This is a genomic window from Arthrobacter sp. AG367, assembly GCF_007828995.1.
GTDB lineage: Bacteria > Actinomycetota > Actinomycetes > Actinomycetales > Micrococcaceae > Arthrobacter.
In genome coordinates this window covers 89,216-109,721 of the sequence record NZ_VIVE01000007.1, presented here as the reverse complement: position 1 = coordinate 109,721, position 20,506 = coordinate 89,216, and the positions used below count along the sequence as shown (strand labels likewise).

Annotated in this window: 24 protein-coding genes; 12 read left to right on the top strand and 12 right to left on the bottom strand. The window is 66.3% G+C overall.

All coding sequences use genetic code 11. The annotated features are described in order from the left end of the window. The first annotated feature begins 249 nt into the window (after nucleotides 1-249). The 6 genes from FB478_RS21170 to FB478_RS16725 all read left to right on the top strand — a co-directional run bounded on the left by FB478_RS21170 (nucleotide 250) and on the right by FB478_RS16725 (nucleotide 6,096). Complete coding sequence (locus tag FB478_RS21170; protein ID WP_186447825.1) at nucleotides 250-1,314, top strand: hypothetical protein; 1,065 nt, start codon at nucleotides 250-252, stop codon at nucleotides 1,312-1,314. Between the two features lie 102 nt (nucleotides 1,315-1,416). Next, a complete protein-coding gene (locus FB478_RS16745; RefSeq protein WP_056392389.1) occupies nucleotides 1,417-2,202 on the top strand; it encodes a class F sortase in 786 nt (261 codons plus the stop codon). Nucleotides 2,203-2,281: 79 nt separating this feature from the next. Beyond that, the gene (locus FB478_RS16740) at nucleotides 2,282-2,794 is read left to right on the top strand and encodes a universal stress protein (RefSeq protein WP_026265853.1); all 513 of its coding nucleotides are present in this window, start codon (nucleotides 2,282-2,284) and stop codon (nucleotides 2,792-2,794) included. Nucleotides 2,795-3,092: 298 nt separating this feature from the next. Beyond that, on the top strand, nucleotides 3,093-3,476 hold the full coding sequence (locus FB478_RS16735) for a metal-sensitive transcriptional regulator (protein WP_018769816.1): 384 nt from the start codon (nucleotides 3,093-3,095) through the stop codon (nucleotides 3,474-3,476). A gap of 54 nt (nucleotides 3,477-3,530) precedes the next feature. Beyond that, nucleotides 3,531-3,770, top strand: coding sequence for a heavy-metal-associated domain-containing protein (locus tag FB478_RS16730; protein WP_018769817.1), 240 nt, complete (start codon nucleotides 3,531-3,533; stop codon nucleotides 3,768-3,770). A 25-nt stretch (nucleotides 3,771-3,795) separates the two neighbouring features. Then, nucleotides 3,796-6,096 carry a cation-translocating P-type ATPase gene (locus FB478_RS16725; RefSeq protein WP_144601150.1) on the top strand — a complete coding sequence of 767 codons (2,301 nt, stop codon included), beginning with the start codon at nucleotides 3,796-3,798 and terminating at the stop codon, nucleotides 6,094-6,096. Between the two features lie 10 nt (nucleotides 6,097-6,106). Here FB478_RS16725 and FB478_RS16720 read toward each other — a convergent pair whose 3' ends face one another. Then, the gene (locus FB478_RS16720) at nucleotides 6,107-6,379 is read right to left on the bottom strand and encodes a DUF2277 domain-containing protein (RefSeq protein WP_018769819.1); all 273 of its coding nucleotides are present in this window, start codon (nucleotides 6,377-6,379) and stop codon (nucleotides 6,107-6,109) included. A gap of 210 nt (nucleotides 6,380-6,589) precedes the next feature. Between FB478_RS16720 and FB478_RS16715 the strand changes: the two genes are divergently transcribed. Then, nucleotides 6,590-6,853 carry a WXG100 family type VII secretion target gene (locus FB478_RS16715; RefSeq protein WP_018769820.1) on the top strand — a complete coding sequence of 88 codons (264 nt, stop codon included), beginning with the start codon at nucleotides 6,590-6,592 and terminating at the stop codon, nucleotides 6,851-6,853. Nucleotides 6,854-6,955: 102 nt separating this feature from the next. Here the strand turns inward: FB478_RS16715 and FB478_RS16710 are convergent, their stop codons facing one another. Then, entirely contained in the window at nucleotides 6,956-8,002 is a 1,047-nt protein-coding gene (locus FB478_RS16710; protein ID WP_018769821.1) for a DMT family transporter, read from the bottom strand. A gap of 71 nt (nucleotides 8,003-8,073) precedes the next feature. On the opposite strand from FB478_RS16710, the gene FB478_RS16705 reads away from it, so the two are divergent. After that, nucleotides 8,074-8,619 (top strand): CGNR zinc finger domain-containing protein, encoded by a 546-nt coding sequence (locus FB478_RS16705; protein ID WP_018769822.1) that lies wholly within the window; start codon nucleotides 8,074-8,076, stop codon nucleotides 8,617-8,619. Between the two features lie 39 nt (nucleotides 8,620-8,658). On the opposite strand, the gene FB478_RS16700 is transcribed toward FB478_RS16705, so the two are convergent. The 3 genes from FB478_RS16700 to FB478_RS16690 form a co-directional block, all read right to left on the bottom strand. Continuing rightward, nucleotides 8,659-9,036, bottom strand: coding sequence for a hypothetical protein (locus FB478_RS16700; RefSeq protein ID WP_018769823.1), 378 nt, complete (start codon nucleotides 9,034-9,036; stop codon nucleotides 8,659-8,661). Nucleotides 9,037-9,135: 99 nt separating this feature from the next. Next, nucleotides 9,136-9,726: a hypothetical protein gene (locus tag FB478_RS16695; protein WP_018769824.1), complete on the bottom strand. Its 591-nt coding sequence runs from the start codon at nucleotides 9,724-9,726 to the stop codon at nucleotides 9,136-9,138. A gap of 45 nt (nucleotides 9,727-9,771) precedes the next feature. After that, complete coding sequence (locus tag FB478_RS16690) at nucleotides 9,772-11,097, bottom strand: MATE family efflux transporter (protein ID WP_144601185.1); 1,326 nt, start codon at nucleotides 11,095-11,097, stop codon at nucleotides 9,772-9,774. A 136-nt stretch (nucleotides 11,098-11,233) separates the two neighbouring features. Between FB478_RS16690 and FB478_RS16685 the strand changes: the two genes are divergently transcribed. Further along, nucleotides 11,234-11,668 (top strand): DoxX family protein, encoded by a 435-nt coding sequence (locus FB478_RS16685; RefSeq protein WP_144601149.1) that lies wholly within the window; start codon nucleotides 11,234-11,236, stop codon nucleotides 11,666-11,668. Nucleotides 11,669-11,810: 142 nt separating this feature from the next. Continuing rightward, nucleotides 11,811-12,821: an acyl-CoA thioesterase gene (locus FB478_RS16680; protein WP_144601148.1), complete on the top strand. Its 1,011-nt coding sequence runs from the start codon at nucleotides 11,811-11,813 to the stop codon at nucleotides 12,819-12,821. Here FB478_RS16680 and dnaB read toward each other — a convergent pair. Then, on the bottom strand, nucleotides 12,818-14,197 hold the full coding sequence (gene dnaB, locus FB478_RS16675) for a replicative DNA helicase (protein ID WP_018769828.1): 1,380 nt from the start codon (nucleotides 14,195-14,197) through the stop codon (nucleotides 12,818-12,820). The two genes, FB478_RS16680 and dnaB, sit on opposite strands and share 4 nt — an antisense overlap. A 642-nt stretch (nucleotides 14,198-14,839) precedes the next feature. Between dnaB and FB478_RS16670 the strand changes: the two genes are divergently transcribed. After that, nucleotides 14,840-15,145, top strand: coding sequence for a hypothetical protein (locus FB478_RS16670; RefSeq protein ID WP_056392372.1), 306 nt, complete (start codon nucleotides 14,840-14,842; stop codon nucleotides 15,143-15,145). 14 nt (nucleotides 15,146-15,159) lie between these two features. Continuing rightward, nucleotides 15,160-15,726, top strand: coding sequence for a hypothetical protein (locus FB478_RS16665; RefSeq protein ID WP_018769830.1), 567 nt, complete (start codon nucleotides 15,160-15,162; stop codon nucleotides 15,724-15,726). A 118-nt stretch (nucleotides 15,727-15,844) separates the two neighbouring features. Here FB478_RS16665 and FB478_RS16660 read toward each other — a convergent pair whose 3' ends face one another. The 6 genes from FB478_RS16660 to FB478_RS16635 form a co-directional block, all read right to left on the bottom strand. Next, nucleotides 15,845-17,146, bottom strand: coding sequence for a hypothetical protein (locus FB478_RS16660; protein WP_144601147.1), 1,302 nt, complete (start codon nucleotides 17,144-17,146; stop codon nucleotides 15,845-15,847). 262 nt (nucleotides 17,147-17,408) lie between these two features. Then, complete coding sequence (locus tag FB478_RS16655) at nucleotides 17,409-18,035, bottom strand: FMN reductase (protein WP_018769832.1); 627 nt, start codon at nucleotides 18,033-18,035, stop codon at nucleotides 17,409-17,411. 107 nt (nucleotides 18,036-18,142) lie between these two features. Further along, nucleotides 18,143-18,991: a PhzF family phenazine biosynthesis protein gene (locus FB478_RS16650; protein ID WP_144601146.1), complete on the bottom strand. Its 849-nt coding sequence runs from the start codon at nucleotides 18,989-18,991 to the stop codon at nucleotides 18,143-18,145. 79 nt (nucleotides 18,992-19,070) lie between these two features. After that, on the bottom strand, nucleotides 19,071-19,523 hold the full coding sequence (rplI, locus tag FB478_RS16645; RefSeq protein WP_018769834.1) for a 50S ribosomal protein L9: 453 nt from the start codon (nucleotides 19,521-19,523) through the stop codon (nucleotides 19,071-19,073). A 17-nt stretch (nucleotides 19,524-19,540) separates the two neighbouring features. After that, entirely contained in the window at nucleotides 19,541-19,780 is a 240-nt protein-coding gene (gene rpsR / locus FB478_RS16640; protein ID WP_003800144.1) for a 30S ribosomal protein S18, read from the bottom strand. A 126-nt stretch (nucleotides 19,781-19,906) separates the two neighbouring features. Continuing rightward, nucleotides 19,907-20,482, bottom strand: a complete 576-nt coding sequence (locus FB478_RS16635) for a single-stranded DNA-binding protein (RefSeq protein WP_018769835.1) — start codon at nucleotides 20,480-20,482, stop codon at nucleotides 19,907-19,909. Nucleotides 20,483-20,506: the final 24 nt, after the last annotated feature.

Below are 20,506 nucleotides of genomic sequence, written 5' to 3'. Positions count from 1 at the left end.
TTAGGCGCGGCCCCTACGGGGGACAAGGTGCTGCGGCCGGAAGCAGGTGTGTCCGGCCGGGTTTCAAGTACTGGCAGGTAACTTTCCCGGCCAACCCCGTTGAAAGACGAGTATCCCCTACTGGCGACTGCGCAAGGCGGCGCTCCTAGCCTGAAATCTCAAGCAAGCTGACCGTGCTGCTGGGGCATACGGCGTTACCGCTGGCCTTTCCTCGCCATGGTCCGTTTCACACATATATGGGGAGACAATATGAAACGCACCTTAGCAACAATGGGGGTGATGGGGCTTGGCCTTATCAGCCTCACAGCGCCCGCCATCGCGGCTTCCGACCAGGTGGTGGTCGCCCGCTCAAACGGAAGCGCCCTGATACCGCTGGAGATCAATACCAACGGCGGCACTAACAACGGCGGTGGCAACAACACCGGTGACACCAACAACGGCGGCGGCAACAACATCGGTGGCGGCAACGGCGGCGGCGGCACCAACAACGGTGGCGGCAACGGCGGCGGCGGCACCAACAACGGTGGCGGCAACGGCGGTGGCGGCACCAACGGCGGCGGCACCGGCGGCACCAACAACGGCGGCGGCAACGGCGGTGGCGGCACCAACGGCGGCGGCACCGGCGGCACCAACAACGGCGGCGGCGGCAACAACGGCGGTGGCGGCACCAACAACGGTGGCGGCAACGGTGGCGGCAACGGCAACGGTGGCGGCGGCGGCACCAACAACGGTGGCGGCAACGGTGGCGGCAACGGCAACGGTGGCGGCGGCGGCACCAACAACGGTGGCGGCAACGGCAACGACGGTGGCGGCAACGGCAACGGCGGCGGCAACAACGGTGGCGGCAACGGCGGCGGTGGCGGCAACAACGGTGGCGGCAACGGCGGCGGTGGCGACAATACCGGCGGCGACAATACCGGCGGCAACACCGGCGGCGGCGATACCGGCGGCGACAATACCGGCGGCAACACCGGCGGCGACAATACCGGCGGCGGCGATACCGGCGGCGACAATACCGGCGGCAACACCGGCGGCGACACAACCGGTGGAACTGCTCCGGCCGCTGTGGCGGCTGTGGCCCCTGCTGCCGCACCCGCGCAGCCGGCGCCCGCCAAGCAGGCTGTTGCCACACCCAAGGCCGCCCCTGCCGCGGCACCCGTCAGCGTCGGAACCAACCAGGGCTACAACGCACAGACGGCGGTGGGAGCACCCGATGGCTTGCCGGGCTGGCTGGTAGGCCTGGGAGCGCTTGCTGCCGCGGGGACCGTGGTGGCAGTACGGCGCCAGTCGCGTCCGCTGCACACTGCCGGCTAGCCGGAACACCGCCACCACCAGTGGCCCCCTGACAAGGAAGGCGTCCTGCCAGTGCCCGGCAGGACGCCTTCCTTCCACCCCCGCCAACCCGTGAGGAGCGCCATGCGGCAGGATCGAAGCCGGCACGCAGCCCCCCAGCACGGCATGTGGCGGCGCATATGGCGCCGGTGGAACGCCGGTGACCTGGCAATCCTGTGCTGTGGCGTCCTCGCCTTCGTGTCATTCACCCTCGGCGCTCCCCTGTTCCACCCGGCACCGCCACTGGCAATCGGAAATGCCGCCGCTTCGGTTGCCCTGGTTCGTGGCGGCATTCCATCCGCCGCGGGGGCGGCTCCCATTGCGGAGACCGGCCTGCCGGACGCCGCAGCGGCACCCGACCAGGCAGCGGCAGCCCAGGCTCCTGGCGAAACAGCAACGGAAGCGCCTGCGGGACCGGAGCTTCCGGCGGCATCCCAGCCGGTCCGCATCCGCTACCCGTCGGCCGCCTTCGATGTGCCCGTCCACCCGCTGGACCTGGACAGTGGGGCCCAATACAGCCGGACCATTGAACCTCCCGCCACCAAGGACGGCTACTGGCTCACGCCCTTCGGGGTTCCGGGCAAGGGCTCCGGCAACACCACCTACGTGATTGGCCACAGTTGGGACGGCGCGGATGCTCCCTTCAACCACCTCAGTTCGGCGGCGGCCGTTGGCGACCGCCTGGAGGTGGAAACAGTGGCGGGAACCATCAGCTACCGGGTGGACAGCGTCACGACCTACCTGAAGTCCAGCCTCAAGGACAGCCCCGTCTGGGACATGGTGCCCAACCGGCTGGTCCTCATCAGCTGCTACACCGAGGATCCGTGGGGCAAGAACGTGGTGGTCACGGCATATCCCAGCCTTCCCTAGGCCTCCGGGCCCGCACTCCGGAAGTTTGACGGGCCGAACGAACCTGTTCATGCAGCCGGTGCGGGCGGACAATTGCAGCATGACATGGGAAAACTTCGACGGCGCTCCGCTGCTGACGGGAATCATGCCCAAACAGCACCCGGAGGTTCTCCAGACCGCAGCCTCCCTGGCAGCCCGGTTGTCGGCGCCATTGGTCTGCGCGTACGTGGACGAAGCCAGCTACCTGGTGGAATGGGACCCGGCCCGCTCCGCCCACCGGCTTTCCCTGCACCCGGACGCAGATGACGACATGCTGGCCCTGACAACGGAGTTGAAGGCACAGGTCCAGGCTGCGGCGGACAAGGTGCCTTCCGACGGCGGGCCCCTGCAGTGGTCCTTCCGCACCCTTTCAGGCGATCCCGCACGGGCGCTGGCGCAACTGGCCGCCGAACTGGATGCCCCGGTCATCATCGTGGGCACCTCCGAGCGCGGCTTCACGCACCGGCTCTCGGAGGCACTCAACGGATCGGTCGGGCAGTGGCTAAGCCACCACCAAAGCCGCCCCGTGCTTGTGGTTCCATACCGGATGCCGGCCCATGAGGACAGGCCCTGAGCGGCGGATACCGGGGAAAATACGCCTGGAAATGGCGGGCTTAAAGTAAAGCGAAAGTACTTATTCGTGGTGCTGGCGCGCTGCCCGTACCTGCCAGTAAGCTGATTCAAGCAAGGCCGATCCACACGAGTGGAAGCCGGATTTGCCCAAAAGCTGCTCCGGAGTGCGTATCCCCCAATAACGCACTCCGGAGCTTTTTTTGTGCCCGGGATACTGTCCCACGGACGGGTGGGAAGAGTTCCCGGATACCCCTAGGGGGTACTTGCGCTCATACCCCCAAGGGGTATAGGTTGGCTGCATGAACGCTATCGAAGAAGCCGTTGCGGCGGTAGCAGCCGCACCACCGGCCGCGGAGTCCGGCGTTGCAGCCCAACACGGTTACGCAGCCCAGCACGGTTACACGGAAAACAAGGACGCGTACCTTCGCCGCCTGAAGCGCATTGAGGGGCAGGTCCGGGGCATTGCCCGGATGGTGGATGAGGACAAGTACTGCATCGATATCCTCACGCAGGTTGCCGCCGTCACCAAGGCCCTGCACGCCGTCAGCCTGGGGCTGGTCGAGGAACACATCGGCCACTGCGTGGTGGGTGCAGCCTCCGAGCCGGACCCGGCAGCACGCGCTGAAGCCATCGATGCCAAAGTCAAGGAAGCCGCCGACGCCATCGGCCGGCTGCTTCGCTGACACCCACCAAAACCCGGATCCCGGCCGCCGCCGTCCCAACTGAAGGAGCAAGCCATGAGCACCACCTCTCCCACCACCACGACCATCAGCGTCTCCGGCATGACCTGCGGGCACTGTGTGTCGGCCGTCAGTGAAGAACTTGAAGCCCTCGAAGGCGTTGAAGAGGTCACCGTCGACCTGAACGCCGGCGGGGTCTCCACCGTGACCATCACCTCAAGCAAGGAACTCCCACCCTCCGACATCGGGGAGGCCGTCGCTGAGGCGGGCTACCTGGTGGTTGCCAACGAGGCCTAGAAACCCCTACACCGCGGAAAGCGACATGAGCCACCAGGAACTGCTCCACCCACCGGGTACCCGGATCGTCGAACTGGACATCGAGGGGATGACCTGCGCGTCCTGCGTCAACCGGGTGGAGAAGAAGCTCGGCAAGCTCGACGGTGTGGCGGCCACCGTCAACCTGCCGCTGGAGTCGGCGTACGTGACGGTCCCCGAGGGCATCACCGACGAACAGCTCACGTCAACGGTCGAGGCAGCCGGGTACAAGGCGAGGGTCCGCCACCGCAGCACTACTGGTGCGGGGGCGCGGCCGGTGGACCCGTCTGCTGAGGTCCACGCTTCGAGTCTCCGGCCGCGCCTGGCCGCCGCTGCGGTGCTGACAGTCCCGGTGTTTTTGGTCAGCATGGTTCCGGCGTTCCAGTTCCCGCACTGGGGCTGGGTGGCAGCGGTCCTGGCGCTGCCGGTGGTCACGTGGGCGGCGTGGCCCTTCCACCGGGCCGCAGCAGTCAATGCCCGCCATCTCGCCTCCACCATGGACACCCTGGTGTCGCTCGGCGTGGCCGCCGCCTACTCCTTCTCCGCCTGGCAGCTGCTGGCGGACCCGCGCATGACGGAGCATCCCGGCATGGAAGGCATGTCCGGCGGCCTGTACTTCGAGGTGGCCGCGGTGGTCACCACCTTCCTTCTCCTGGGCCGGTACCTGGAGGCCAATGCCAAGCAAAAGGCCGGCGACGCCCTCCAGGCCCTGCTGAACCTGGGCGCCAAGGACGCCACCGTCCTGCGCGGCGGCCGGGAAGAGAAAATTCCCGCGGACGGTCTGCAGGTGGGCGACGTCCTGGTGGTAAGGCCGGGTGAAAAGATCGCCACCGACGGTGTGGTGGTGGACGGCGCCTCCGCGGTGGACGCCTCCCTGGTCACGGGTGAGTCCGTCCCCGTCGAGGTGGGGCCGGACAGCCGCGTTACGGGTGCCACCATCAACACCTCCGGCCGCCTGCTGGTCAGGGCAACCCGGGTCGGCTCCGAAACCACACTGGCCCAGATGGCGCGCCTGGTGTCGCAGGCCCAGACCGGCAAGGCCCCCATCGCGCGGCTCGCCGACCGCATCAGCGCCGTCTTCGTACCGGTGGTCCTGGCCATCGCCGCCCTGACGTTCGTGCTCTGGCTCCTCGTCGCCGGCCCGGGCGCCGACGGCAGCCACCTGCGGCAGGCGTTCACGGCCGCCGTCGCAGTGCTGGTGATCGCCTGCCCCTGCGCGCTGGGCCTGGCCACTCCGGTGGGCCTGCTGACCGGAACCGGACGCGGCGCACAGCTGGGCATCCTGATCAAGGGCCCCCAGGTCCTGGAGGACACCCGCACCGTGGACACCATCCTGCTGGACAAGACGGGGACGGTCACCACCGGCGCCCTGGCCGTGGATGCCACGGCCGCGTTCCCCGGCTTCCAGGACCGGGATGTCCTCCGGCTGGCCGGAGCCGTTGAGGCCGCCAGCGAGCACCCGGTTGCGCACGCCATTGCGGCAGCAGCAGTTTCCGCCGCACGCCTGGCGCCCGCAGGGGACGACGGCGGCACCTCGCCTTCAGTGCACCTGCCGCCAGTCCAGGGGTTCAGTTCCGCCCCGGGTGGCGGAGTGTCGGGCACCGTCGAAGGCAGCCACGTGATGGCCGGGCGGAGCAGCTGGCTGCAGCAGAACGGCATTGCCCTGGACGGCGGCCAGCAGGCGCAGTTGGCTGCTGCAGAGGAAGGCGGCGCCACGGCCATCTGCGTGGCAGTGGATGGCACGCCCGCCGGCATCATCAGCCTCAGGGACAGCGTCAAGGAAGGGTCCGCCGCAGCGGTCGCCCGGCTTAAGGCGCTGGGCCTGCGGCCCATCCTGCTGACCGGCGACAATGCCGCCGTCGCCGCCCAGGTGGCTGCCGCCGTCGGCATCGCCGCGGATGACGTCCATGCAGGCGTCCTGCCGGAAGGGAAGGTGGCAGCAGTCCGGGAGCTCCAGGCGGACGGGGCCACGGTGGCCATGGCCGGGGACGGCGTCAATGATGCCGCGGCGCTTGCGCAGGCGGATCTCGGGATTGCGATGGGCTCAGGGACCGATGTGGCCATCGAAGCCGCGGACCTGACGGTGATGGGGAACGACCTCGCCCAGGTGGCCCAGGCCATCGAACTGTCCCGGAAGACCCTGGGCACCATCAAGACCAACCTGTTCTGGGCGTTCTTCTACAACGCCGTGGGGATCCCGGTGGCCGCCCTGGGGCTGCTCAACCCCATGATCGCAGGAGCTGCCATGGCTGCCAGCTCGGTGCTGGTGGTGGCCAACTCTCTGCGGCTGCGCAGCTTCGGCAAGTAGCAGCGCAGGCTCAGGCCGCGCCGTAACGGACCGCGGCGCGCGCCCTGGCCTTGGCCGCTTCGGCCTCCCGGTCCTTCGGCGGCGCCTGCGTCACCAGGGAATCCAGCAGGTGCTGCGTGATGTGGGCTATCTGGTGCACGGCCTCATCAAAGGCCTCCTGGTTGGCCTTGGACGGTTTGGTGCTGCCGCTGACTTTGCGGACATACTGCAGCGCCGCCGCGTGCACTTCCTCGGAGGTGGCGTGCGGCTCAAAGTTGTGAAGGGTTCGGATATTCCGGCACATACCGCCATGCTAGGCTCTTCCAACGCCTGGGATCGACCCCTTTTCATGGTCCCTACCCGGCGTCCATGGGGAGCCCGGCATGGGCAGGGCTGCCCATCGACACTGTTTTGGGGGCCGGGATAGGTTTGAGGCAATGGATCTTCCGGATGAGCCGGGGGGCCACTGGGGAGCCGATCTGGTTCGGATCCACGACCTAACAAGGAGAAACTGATGGCTATTTGGGGTGCAGACGTTGAGCAGCTTCGCCAGCTCGGCAGCAAGCTTCAGGCAGGGGCGTCCGAGATCGAGACGCAGAAGTCCACTCTCACCAAGGTCCTGAGCGGCACTGACTGGAAGGGCCCGGACGCTGATAAGTTCCGCCAGGAGTGGTCCGGAACCCACACCACCATGCTTACCAAGGTTGCCGAGGCGCTGAAGGAAGCCGGCGCGCAGGCCAAGCGCAACGCCGAGCAGCAGAGCCAGGCATCGAACTAGGCTTATCGCCGCATTCCGGCAAGGGGCAGGGACACCAGGTGGTGTCCCTGCCCTTTTGTGTTGGCGTGCGACGCCGGTGCCCGGCTTACGGGACCTGCGCTCCTAAGGGACAGGCTCGACGTCGTTCGCGTGCTCAAGCGGTGACGCCGGCACCTGGGTGCCCTTTCCGCCGTCGTAAGGAGCAATGGTGGCGGGGGAACGCAGCTCGTCGAGCCTTACCAGGATGACCCCGCCGACGATCAGCACCCCGCCCAGGAGTTGGATGGTGCCCGGCAGTTCCCCAAGCAGCAGCCACGCCCAGACCACGGCGAAGAGGACCTCGGTGAGCGACACGAAGGACGCCACCTTGGAACCGAGGGCCCGGGCCGCCATGACGCCCGAGACGTACGCCAACACGGTGGCCAGCACCACCAGCCCGGCAAGCGGCACCCACCACGGCGTAAGCCATGGGCCCAGGGTGGTGTCCGCAGTGCTGAAGGCCATGGGCAGCAGGCCCGTGGCGGCAGCGAGCCACATGGCGGCCGCACCCACCAGCAGGCCGCCGGCAGCCAGCACGATGGGCGGCAGCGTGTCATTTTCCTTTGCCGTGATGAAGAAGTAGATGGCCAGGCAGACCGCGGCAGCCATGCCCCACAGCACCCCCACCAGGTCAACCTTCACGGCTCCGGTGAGGTCAAGGACCAGTACCAGCCCGGCCAGCGACAGCAGCGTCCCGCCGGCCGTGAGGACGCGCGGGCGGCGTCGGCTGGCGGCCCAGAGCCACAGGACGATGATCACCGGGGCCAGGTACTCCAGCAGGAGCGCGACGCCCACGGAGAGCAGGGCCACTGCGTTGAAGTAGAACAACTGGCATGCCGCCACCCCGATGAGTCCGAACAGCATGATGGTGAGCCAGTTGTCCTTCAACTGGCTCCAGCGGCCCCTAAGCGCCCACGCCGCGGGCAGGGCAAGGATCAGGGCAGCTCCCGTCAGGCGGGCAGTCACGGCCGCCCCCGGGGACCAGCCGGTTTCCAGCAGCGACTTGGCGAAGGATCCGGACAGGCCAAAGACGGCGGAGGAGAACAGCGCGACGCCGAGCCCGGAGGCCTGGAAGCCGGGACGCCTGGGGGACAGTTCCGGGGTGGGGGTGTGGTTTTGGGCGGCAGGCACCGTTGCCTCCTGTCAGGAGTAAAGTGGGGTAATGCTCATGACACTACGCTCAGGCGCTGTAAGGAGTCAACATGGTTTTCGCCCCTGACACTGAAGTGGCGCTGCGGACGGTGGTGAACCTCATCAACACGGCCGCGAACGGCAGGGAAGGCCTGGCCTCCGTTGCGGACCTGGACAGCTTCCTGGCCGCGGAGGGTTTTTCCGGCTCCCGGAACCGGGACGCTGCGGAATTGGAAAGCGTGCGGCAGTTGCGCCGTGAACTGTCCGCGGTATGGACGGCCGGTGAGGACGCCGCCGTGGAAACCGTCAACCGGCTGCTGCGGGACGCCAACGCGCTGCCGCAGCTGATGAAGCACGACGGATGGGACTGGCACCTTCATGCCACGGCGCCCGAGGCACCCCTTGCCGACCGGATGAGCACCGAAGCGGCCATGGCCCTGGCTGATGTGATCCGCAGCAAGGAGATGGACAGGCTGCGGATGTGTGAGTCAGAGGACTGCGATGCCGCCGTGCTGGACCTGAGCCGCAACCGGTCCAAGAGGTACTGCGATACCGGCAACTGTGCCAACCGTGCGCATGTTGCTGCTTACCGGGCCCGCCAGGCTGCTGCGGGGTAGGGATTTTCCCGCGCTTTGTCCGGCTGCCGCCGGTAACGGCTAGCGCTGGGGAGTTTCGTCAGTGCCATCGCCGGATGCCGGCGGGTTCTGGTTGCCGGGAGCTCCGAAGCCATGGCTTGGCCCTGCGTGCGGGGATCCTTTGGGCGCCGAACTCAGGTTCACCCCTGATCCCTTGCCCAGGTGTTCGGCGTTCTCCTTGTAGCTCATGGACAGCATTGCGGCGATCACCAGGGTGGCGATGAAGGCGATGCCGGCTGCGGTGAACGCGAGGTCGAACCGGGGTGCACGTGCGCTTCCACCGGAGGCGAAGATCAACACTGCCACGAAGGCGACGACGGCCCAGAATGCCGAAAACATCAGCGGCCCCTTCACCGAGGTCCGCAGCTTGCGCGGTTTTCCTTGATGCTGGTCAGCCACGGTGGTTCCTCCCTGCGGGCGGCGCACGGCCGGCCCGGTTTACGAATTGCGGTGTCGCACCGAATTTTCTACAGAAAGTAGAAGGGCGCTCCCCCTAGTTTACGGCTTCCCTGCGCCGGCACGGGCATCGTGCCGCAGCGTCAGGCCGGAAAGCACCCACAGGACGCCGGAAATAATGGCGCCTCCACCGGCCACGCCCAGCAGGGCATGGGCACCGAGACTGATGAAGAACGGCAGGAGCACCGCGGTTCCAATCCCGATGACGCCGGAAGCAATCCAGTCGCGGGCAAGAACATGGCGGCCCCTGTGCTGCAGGCCGCAGGCAAGCTCCAGGATGCCGGCTGCGCCCAGGCCCAGGGCTGCGATCACCCCGAACAACAGGTCACTGTGCAGGAGGAGCACGGCAAAGCCTGCGCCGGCCAGGACCGCGCCGGCGGCGGACAGCAGCTTTCCGGCCGCCGAGTTCTGCGCGAATCCGGCTGCGGGGACGGTCCGCAGGGAAACCACACCGGCGGCCAGGAGGTAGAGTCCCCCGGCCCAGCCCATGACCTCCACAGACGGTGACGTCCAGAAGACCGTCACGGCGCCAAACACCAGGGCAGCGGCCGCACGGAGCAGGACCGGCTTCCAGAGGTCGTGGCGGGCGGTGGTTCCGGGAGCAGCACCGGCGGGGGTGGATGGTTGTGTCACCGGTCCAGTTTAGTGGGGGCAGCTGGAAGGTCTAACCGGGCCGCGTCAGGCAGAGCCCAGCACCATCCAGCGGTCGGACCGGGCACGCAGGCCCAGCGTCACGGCGCGCGCCGCCATATACCCCAGCGCGAAGGCAACCCAAAGCCATGCGAGCCCGGTGGTGCCGGTGGCACCGGACCAGGCAACCGCTGCCAGCAGCGGCACGTAGACGGCAAGGTTCACCAGCCCCGCCAGCGCGAGGTACCGCGCGTCCCCTGCGCCGATCAGCACACCGTCCAGGACAAAGACATAGCCGGCGATCGGCTGCCCGGCCGCCAGGATCCAGAGGGCAGCGGTGAGTGCCTGCTGCACTTGGGGGTCCGTGGTGAACAGAGCCCCGGCCCAGGGGGCTGCCGCTGCCAGCAGCAGGCCCGTCACCACGCCGAACCCCGCGCCCCAGCGGATCATCGTTCCGGTCAGCAGCCGGGCCCTGGCGGCATGGGACGCGCCGAGCTCCTTGCCAATGAGCGCCTGCGCCGCGATCGCCAGGGCATCCAGCGCGAACGCCAGGAAGGAAAAAATGGTCATGGCCAGCTGGTGGGCGGCAAGGTTGACCTCCCCCTGGGCCGTCACCACCAGCACCGTGGCCAGGATTGCGGCCCGGAGGCTGAGCGTGCGCAGCATCAGCCAGGATCCAACCCGCGTCATGCTGCGGATGCCGCGCCAGCTGGGGAGCAGGCTCACACCCTGCCGCACTGCGCTGCGCCGCACCATCACCACATAGACAGCCGCCATGGCCCACTGGGCCAGGCTGGTGCCCACCGCGGAACCAGCCACAGACATGCCCAGCCCGTACACAAGCCACAGGTTCAGGACAATATTGACCCCGAAACCGGCCGTGGCCACCACCAGCGGGGTGCGGGTGTCCTGCAGTCCGCGGAGAACACCGGTGCCGGCGAAGATCAAGAGCATTGCCACCAGGCCCGGCATGGACCAGCGGAAGTAATCGACCGCAAAGGTCCGGACGCTGCCCTGGGCCCCCATCAGGTCAATCAGCGGTTCGGCCGCCGCGAAGCCTGCCACGGCGAGGACCACGCCGAGGAGCAATGCCAGCCACACGCCGTCGCGCCCTGCCGCAAGGGCCTTGCCCAACTGCCCGTCACCAATGGCGCGGGCCACGGCGGGCGTGGTGGAGTAGGCCAGGAAGACCATGAGTCCGACGGCGGTCTGGAGCACCGCAGATGCCAGCCCCACTCCCGCGAGCTGCGCAACACCAAGATGTCCCACAATGGCGGAGTCCGCCAGCAGGAAGAGGGGCTCAGCCACCAGCGCGCCAAAGGCAGGGACAGCAAGGCGGAGTATCTCCCGGGCATGGCCTTGGCGGCCGGCCACGGCGGAGGGGGCGGGTTGTTGGGGCACGCTGCCAGCTTAACCGCGGCCGCCGACAACACGCTCCGGAGATGAGAAAGCCCACAGTCCCCCAAAGAATAGTTGACACTTCAACCATTGGTCGGCAAGAGTGGTATCCATGAACCAGTCACGACTCACCACCACCGCCCTCACCGCCCTGCGCATCGTCCTTGGCTTCCTCTTCGCAGCCCACGGATGGCAGAAGTTCAACGAATGGACCATCGCCGGCACCCAGGCATCCTTCGCCAAAATGGGGGTTCCGGCAGCCGGGCTCGTGGCACCCGCCGTCGCCGTCCTGGAACTGGCGGGCGGCGTTGCCCTGATCCTGGGGATCCTCACCCGAGTGGTGGCCGCCCTCCTCGCCCTGGACATGCTGGGCGCCCTTTTCCTGGTGCACGCTCCCGCCGGCATCTTTGCCGCAAACGGCGGCTACGAACTCGTCCTGCTCCTGGCCGCCGCGGCATTCGCGCTGGCGCTCACGGGCGCCGGCCGGCTTTCCCTGGACCGCGCGCTCTTCGGGCGCAGCAACTCGCGGCTGGCCGCCCTCACCTAGGATCACTTGTCCCACCGGGTGCGACGGCGGCAGGTCACCCAAGGTGACCGGCCGGCGTCGGGCTTTAATCGCGGCACTCCCGCCGGGAAGTTTGTTTCAGGCCCAACCGGCCGGTAACCGTGGGCCTCAGTAAGATCGCAGCATGACTGAGACCGGCCGCGCCAACTCCGTGACCCTCCGCTTCCTCGCTGCCCCCACCGACGTGGGGCACAGCGGCTCCGTGGACGCAGGCACGGTGCTTGAGTGGGTGGACAAAGCCGCCTATGCCGCGGCAGTGGGATGGGCCAAGTCCTACTGCGTCACCGCGTACGTGGGAAACATCCACTTCGCCGATCCCGTCAACAGCGGCGACATGGTGGAGGTGGAAGCGACCATCGTCTACACCGGCCGGTCCTCAATGCACATCCATACCGTGGTTTCCTCGGGTGACCCCAAAGGCGGCCCTGCCACCATGCGCAGCCAGTGCATGGTGATCTTCGTTGCGGTCGGCCCGGACGGCAGGCCCATCCCGGTGCAGCAGTTCGAACCCCAAACCCCGGCCGAGATCGAGCAACGGGACCACGCGCTGGCCAGGATCAAGGTCCGCGAGCAGATCGTGGAAGCCATGAACCGGCAGGAATATACCGACGCCGGTACGGCCGAGCGGGTGACGCTGCGGTTCATGGCCGCCCCCACGGACGTGAACTGGGGCGGCAAGGTCCACGGCGGCATTGTCATGAAGTGGATCGACGAGGCCGCTTACGTGTGCGCTTCCCGTTACTGCGGCAGGGATACCGTGGCTGTCTTCTCCGGCGGCGTGCGCTTCTACCGGCCGCTGCTGATTGGCCATCTTGTGGAGGTTGAGGCCCGGCTGGTTTACACCGGGACCAAGGGAATGCACATCGCCGTCCATGTCCGTTCGGGCGATCCGAAAGGCCGTGAACTGGCCCTCACCACATACTGCCTCACCGTGATGGTGGCGCGCGACGACGAGGGCAACTCCGTGCCCGTCCCCGCCTGGGTGCCGGTCAGCGAGGAGGACAAGCGGCTCCACGCCCACGCCCGCGAACTCCTGGAGATCCGGGGAACAGCGCCCGGCAACCGCCTGCCGAACCACCTGCTGGCCGCCGCAGGGCCTGCCGGCGGCGGAACCAGCGCCCGCCGGGATACTTAGAAGCCGCCGCCGGTATCGCCGGCCATGTTGGCGAAGCGGGAGTAGTGGCCCTGGAAGGCCACCACAATGTCCTTGGTGGGACCGTTACGGTGTTTGGCCACAAGGATGTCCGCTTCTCCGGCACGGGGTGATTCCTTGTCGTAGACGTCCTCGCGGTGAAGCAGGATCACCATGTCCGCGTCCTGCTCGATGGAGCCGGACTCGCGGAGGTCGGACACCATGGGCCGCTTGTCCTGCCGCTGTTCCGATCCACGGTTCAGCTGGGACAGCGCGATCACGGGGACCTGGAGTTCCTTGGCCAGGAGCTTGAGCGCACGCGAAAACTCGGAGACTTCCTGCTGGCGGGACTCCACCTTCTTTCCCGAGCTCATGAGCTGCAGGTAGTCCAGGATGACCAGCTTGAGGTCGTGCTGCTGCTTCAGGCGGCGGCATTTGGCCCGGATTTCCATCAGGGACATGTTGGGGCTGTCATCAATGAACAGCGGTGCATCATTCATCCGGCCCATGGTGGTGGCGATCTTGGACCACTGTTCGTCCTTGATGGTGCCCTTGCGGAGGTCCTGGAGACCAATGGTGGCCTCGGCAGACAGCAGGCGCATGGCGATCTCATTCCGGCCCATTTCCAGCGAAAACATGACGGTGGCGAGGTTGTTCTTGATGGCTGCGGAACGGGCGAAGTCCAGTGCGAACGTCGACTTACCGACGGCCGGGCGGGCGGCGATGACGATCATCTGCCCCGGGTGGAGCCCGTGGGTCAGCTCGTCGAGCTCATAGAAGCCGGTGGGCACACCCGTCATGCCCTCTCCACGGTGGCCGGACGCCTCGATTTCGTCCACCGTGGACTCCATCACGTCCTTCAGTACCACGTAGTCCTCCGCGGTGCGGCGCTCCGCTACCGCGTAAACCTCCGCCTGCGCCTGGTTGACCAGGTCCTCCACCTCGCCGTCCGACCCGTACCCCAGCTGGACGATCTTGGTTCCGGCGTTCACCAGCCGGCGGAGCACTGCCCGTTCGGCCACGATCTCGGCGTAGTAGCCCGCGTTGGCTGCCGTGGGAACGGTCTGGATCAGTTCGTGCAGGTAGGCAGGGCCGCCGATCCTGTTGATCTCGGCGCGCTTGGTCAGCTCATCGGAGACGGTGACGGCATCGGCGGGCTCCCCCCGGCCGTAGAGGTCAATGATGGCCTCGTAGATGGTCTCGTGCGCGGGACGGTAGAAATCCTGCCCGCGGAGGATCTCAACGACATCCGCGATGGCATCCTTGGACAGCATCATGCCGCCCAGGACCGACTGTTCGGCCGCGATGTCCTGGGGAGGTTTCCGGCTGGCGTCCGATCCACGGGTTGTCTCGACAGGGTCCAGATGCGCGATTGACAAAGCTGCCGTCCTCAATTTATGCCCGGCCTGGCGGCCCGGCGATCCATCCTGTTCGCGGCACCCGGTAACCGGCTCCGCCACCTGCCCAGGTCTACCCGCTGGCCCTGACAATCAAGCGCCGGCGGCTCCGGATGCCTGGCTCCGCGGGAGTTATCCCCACTATCCACAGCTTTTCCACAGAGACCTGCAGGAGGCCGTGCGCCGGGCTGAAAACCGGTGCAGGCATACCCTGTTTTGACCGCGGAGAACAGGTACCCCGCTACGCTAACCGCCCTGGCGCCAGCCGCAAAGCCAGCATGCCGCAGGGGCTGTGGATAACCTGTGCAGTACGGGGCATACCTTGTGCACAGTCTGTGGGGAACACTGTGGATATCAAAGTTTTTTGTCGCCGCTTCCGCCTCTGACCTGCGGAAACACTTGGGACAGCATGTGGAGTAAATATTTCTTCCAAGGAATTTCATCCACAGGCCATTGTTGGCACCACTCGCGGAAAGCGGAGGTAAGGCCGGGCCGGGAGCACTTCGATCGGCGCTGTGGCACTACTCATATTCCCGTCAGGGAGTTTGACCCACACCAGCGGGGCGCTGTATGCGAAGCAGTGAATATGCTGTGGATAACCACGATCTGGATTAAGCTCTAGGTATGGGCGATCTACTGCTGGTGCTGTTGCCGGCGATAGTTTTGGTGGCGCTCATCTGGGGCATTGCCACAGCCCTGCGGCCGCGTGGTGCGGGCACCTCTGAAGCCGAAAAATACCAGCACGAACTTGCCGAGCGGTCTGCCCGGCATTACGCAGCCCAGGTCGAGGCGGCCACCGCCGCCCGCGCCCGGCTGGAGGCGGCTACCCACCCAAGCCAAAACAGGCAGCAGCGCATCCAACAGCAGGAACACGGCTGGGCGGATGACCAGCAAAGCAATCGCACCTGGCGAGGGCCAGGAAGTACATAGAACGGCTCGTGAAAATGGAATCGCTTGTGGTCCCGGTCCTTATCCTGCTCGCCGTGGTTGCGGGGGTCACCGTGGCCTACCGCGCGGCCACCAGGCGGAGGGCCGCACATACCGCCTCCCAGTCCCAGCCCGCTGCCACCCCACAGGAGCTGGCCCGGGCTGCGGCAGACCGGCTGTCGGAAGACGAACACCGGCGGCTTTATGCCCTGATTGCCCAGGGCCAGGCCATGGCTGCCATCAAGCTCTACTACGAAATCACGGGCGACGGGCTTCGGGCCTCCCGTGACGCCGTCGGGGCCCTGGCGGCCCATCCCCAGCCCTACCGGAGCCCCGAGTCGGCGCAGGCACCCGAGGCCGACGACGACGAGCCCCAGCGGTTTCCTTACCGCTACCGGGCGATCGCCAGCAAGGGCGACGTCACCCGCGAAGTGAGCAGCAACATGCTCAACGACGAGATCTATGGCAGGATCCGCACCCTTGCCCGCAGTGGCGACACCGAAGCGGCAGCCACTGCACTGTCCAAGCATTCTGATATCTCCATGAAGCAGGCCCGCGAGTTCATTGCGCTGCTGGACGACTGACACCTGCCAATTGAAACGGCTGTACGGCCGGGCTCCCATTCCTGCGAATGGGTCCCGGCCGTACTTGTCCTGTTTGCCTTGCCTGGCTCAGGATGAAGACGGGCTGGGTCCCGTCCGCCTATCCGGCACCTCCGGTGGAATCGTAGTAGTGCCAGTACCGGCTTGTGGCATTCACGTCAGCGAGCACCAGCAGGCCGCTGTTGGCCGTGCCCCGCGCAACACTGTTGACGTTCTGCTTGGTCGACGTGACGTTATGGACGTACTGGTCGGCGTCAACGATCCGGGCCGTCTTGGTGGTGCTGAAGCTGATGTTGTCCAGCGACGTGGATTTCTCGTAGATGGCCCCGCCGGAACTCGTGCATACCCCGGCATTCGTTGTGCCACCCGGCTTCGGATAGGTAGCGAAGGTACGCAGCTTGCGCGCTGCCTCGTCGATCATGACGATCACCCTGTTCGGGCACTCAGACACTGTCGCAATCGTGTATGCAGACCATGTCGACGTAGACGTATTCAGTGCCAGCAACTGGATCAGCGGCTGGGACGCCGAGGTGTACGAGGTTTTGATTGCGGCATAAACCTTGTCTGTTGAGGCATCCAGCCACTTCAGGTTCATGTGGTCGTCGCCGCTCCGCTGCCCCTTCACCGCCGCCACAGGAGTGGTCCAGGTGGTCTTCGACGCTCCGTCGACGTGGTAGCTCCAGTACATGCCGTCAGTGGAGTCCCCCACCTGCCTGCTCCACATAACACCGATCTTGTTCCCGCTGAACGCGATGACCGCCGAGTTATCGTCCACGGACACATTGCTCAACGACGCCGGATGGGCAAACGGGGTGCCCCACGTGGCGCCGTCCGTGCCGGTGACGTTCATATAGATCCGATTGCCCTGCTGCCACGTGGCCCACACCCGGCCGGTTGAGTCCTTATCAATGGAGATGGTTTCAGTTTTTTGGTTGTTGATTTGGCTGGATCCCAGGCTCGTGTACGACTTGGTGCTCGAGTTGTAGCTGTACCGCCGCATAGTCGTGGGGAAGTTCGGTTCGGACGGCAGGCCGTCATTGACGAACCGGAAGCTCGCGACATACAGGGTCTTCCCGTCCCACAACACGTCATGGTGGGTGTTCGCCCGGGACTCCGTCACCACACCTGTACTCGTCCACGAACTTGTGGAGGCATTGAACCGGAAGATGCGGAAAGTGGAACTGCCGGCGTCCCAAAGGTTCCCCCACCAGGTCCCGTCGTTGAACCACAGCGAATTCGTCTGCCGTTTAGTCCCGGTGGGCGTTGCCGTCCCGGAGTGGGACGGGCCCTGGACGCCTACATCACCGGTAGCGGCGGAGGCGGCCAACGGCGCCACCAGACCACCAAGCACAAGCAGCAGCGCCGTCAGCAATGCGGGAAACGCCAGTCGGGGTTGACGCATGCGGCGGCCCTCGGGACCGGCAGGTCCCCATCTAAGAAAGGGCCGGGAAGCCCCGGCACCCCGATCATGCTCGTCCACGTTGGATATTGGATGGTCTCTCAACTTCACTCCCCGGTGTTGAATTATCAGTCAACCCCCAGATTGCTCAGTGTTGGCGGTGGAAGCATCAATAGCAATCCCCGGACCGCCCCCTAAAACCCGCGGCCCGGGTCCCCTAACCCCGAAACCACGGGGTCCGGCGCCGGGGGCGGCCGCCCGTGTGTCAGCGGTTCCCGGAAATCCCGGCCAGCAGCTGCTCGAAGGGAAGGGACTCCAGCGGGGCGGGCTTCCGGCCCGGTTGGGGCCCCTGCAGCAGAGTGGTGAATTCACCGGCTGCGCGGTCGATGCGGTCCGCCAGTGACCCCCCGCCCTCTTCAGCTGTTCCCCAGTCCTGGGGTCCGGCAAAGACGCCGGTTGCAGCCATGCGCGTGCGGAGGTAGCTGAACAGTGGCCGCAGCGCGTAGTCCAGGACCATCTGGTGCCGGTCCGTGCCGCCGGTGGCGCCCAGCAGGACCGCCTTGCCGTCCAGCGACTTCGGGTCGAGAACATCGATAAAGGATTTGAAAAGGCCGCTGAAGGAGGCGCTGAAGACCGGTGTCACGGCGATGATGCCGTCCGAGGCCTCCACCCCGGCTATGACCTCGGCCAGGCGTGGTGCGGCATAGCCGGTGACGAAGTTGTTGGCGATGTCCACGGCAAGGTCGCGGAGTTCGACGACGTCCACCTCCACCTCGTAGCCGCCGGCCCTGAGCTGGCGCTCGGCGGCAGCAGCCAGCTGGTCAGCCAGCAGCCGGCTGGACGAAGGTACGCCAAGCCCTGCGGAAAGGACGGTGATACGGCGGGTTTCCATGGCATTCTCCTGGTAATCGTTCACTTCAGCATACATGCGTTTGCATCTATACCTGTGAACTGCCGCCGGCAGCGAAGTATTCCCGGACGTGAACCCGGGCCGCCGCGTCAGAGCAGGACGCTTCCCTGGATGCAGGTGGCGGAGTCCCCGCCCACCCAGATGTCCCCGGCATCGGCAGTAATGTGGATGCGTCCGGCGCGCCCCAGGACGGTCCCCTGCGAAGCCACATATTCCTCCGGCGCCCTGCCCCTTCCAATGAGCCATTGGGCGGCGCCTGCATTGAAGCTGCCGGTGACCGGGTCTTCGGCCATGGCGTCGCCGGGCAGGAATGTGCGGACCTCAAAGTCGGCGTCTGCACCCGGCTCGTGCGGCCCGATAACGCCGATCTTCAGGTCGCCCATCGCCGCCTGGTCCGGATTCAGGGCCAGCACCTGGGCCGCAGAAGGCAGCAGGACACCGATCCATTCCGGACCATTCACCAGCCACGACGCGTCAACGATGTCGGCAACGGACACCCGCAGAGCCGCGGCCAGTTGACGGCGGATACCCGCATCCACAGGCCCGAAGCGTGTCAGCGGCGGTGCCGCGAAAGCCAGCCTCCCGCCGTCGCGCTTTATCCGGACCAGCCCCGCAGCGCACTCCTGCACCACGTGGCCGTCAGACCGCGGCACTCCCCCGGCCTGCAGCCACGTATGGGCCGAGCCAAGGGTCGGGTGGCCTGCGAACGGAAACTCTTCGCTGCCGGTAAAGATCCGGACCCGGTAATCGGCGCGGGGATCTTCGGGAGGCAGGAGAAACGTGGTTTCCGAGAGATTGGTCCAGTTGGCGAAGTGTTGCATTGTTGCCGTGTCCAGCCCTTGGGCATCAAGTACGACGGCGAGCGGGTTGCCGCGGTAGGCCTGGCTGGCGAAAACATCCACCTGATGGAAGGGGCGGCTGCGTGGTGTCGGGTTCACCGGAGCAGGCTACCACCGGAAAACGAAAGACCCCCGCCGCCGGAGTCCGGCGACGGGGGTCTTCCGATGCAGTTGAGGACTACTTTCCTGCAACCACATCGAGTTCGATCACAGCAGCAACGTCAGCGTGGAGGCGGACGTTGGCCTGGTAGGAACCAACCGACTTGATGTGGGCAGGCAGTTCAACCTTGCGCTTGTCGATCTTGCCGAGGCCGGCGGCCTCAACAGCGTCGGCGACGTCGCCCTGCTTGACGGTGCCGAACAGGCGGCCGGACTCGCCGGCCTTGACGACCAGCTTGACCGGCTTCGCGGACAGTGCAGCGGCCTGCTTCTGAGCATCTTCCAGGGAAGCGTGCTCGCGGGCAGCGCGGGCAGCCTTGATGGACTCAACCTGCTTCTCGCCACCCTTCGACCAGGTCAGGGCAAAGTTGCGGGGCAGGAGGTAGTTACGTGCGTAACCGTCCTTGACCTCGACAACATCGCCAGCAGCACCGAGACCGGTTACTTCGTGGGTCAGAATGAGCTTTGCCATGTTAGTTAATCCCTTCCTTAGCCGCGGCCAGCGCCGGAGTAAGGCAGCAGAGCAACTTCGCGGGCGTTCTTGATTGCCTGGGCGATCTTGCGCTGTTCCTGCACCGTAACGCCAGTGACGCGACGGGCGCGGATCTTTCCGCGGTCGGAGATGAACTTGCGCAGCAATGCTACGTCCTTGTAGTCGATGACAGTGATGTCAGCGGCCTTCAAGGGGTTGGACTTTGGTTTGGGCTTACGGAGTTCAGCCTTAGCCATCGTGGAGCTCCTATTCTAGGGAGCCCGTGGATATTGATCCACGGGATGGTGGTGGTCCGACGGCGGCAGTTCCCTGGGTGCCTTTCGGCTCCCTGGGAGGCCCCGCGCCGGACCGTTGTTTGGGTTTTAGAAGGGAGGTTCGGAATCGGGGCCGTTGCCCCAGCCGCCTGCGTTGGACACGCCGGGCGTAGCCCAGGGATCGTCCTGTGCAGCCTGCTGGTTGCCGCCGCCCCAGCCTCCGCCGGCGTTGGCGCCCTGGCTTCCACCAGAGTTGCCGCCGCCGAAGCCACCGCCGCTGTTGCCGCCGCCGAAGCCGCCGCCACCCTGTCCGCCGGAGCGCTGGGTACGGTTAACCTTGGCGTTGGCGTAGCGCAGGCTCGGGCCGATCTCGTCGACCTCAAGCTCGATAACGGTGCGCTTTTCGCCTTCCTTTGTTTCGTAGGAACGGCTCTTCAGGCGGCCGGTCACGATGACGCGCATCCCCTTGGTCAGGGATTCGGCAACGTTCTCGGCTGCTTCACGCCAGACAGCGGCGCGGAGGAACAGGGTTTCCCCGTCCTTCCACTCGTTGGACTGGCGATCAAAGGTGCGGGGGGTGGAAGCGATGGTGAAGTTCGCTACTGCCGAACCGGACGGTGTGAACCGCAATTCCGGGTCATTGGTGAGATTACCGATGACCGTAATGGTGGTCTCGCCTGCCATCTACTGCCTCCTTGTTCGATCCTG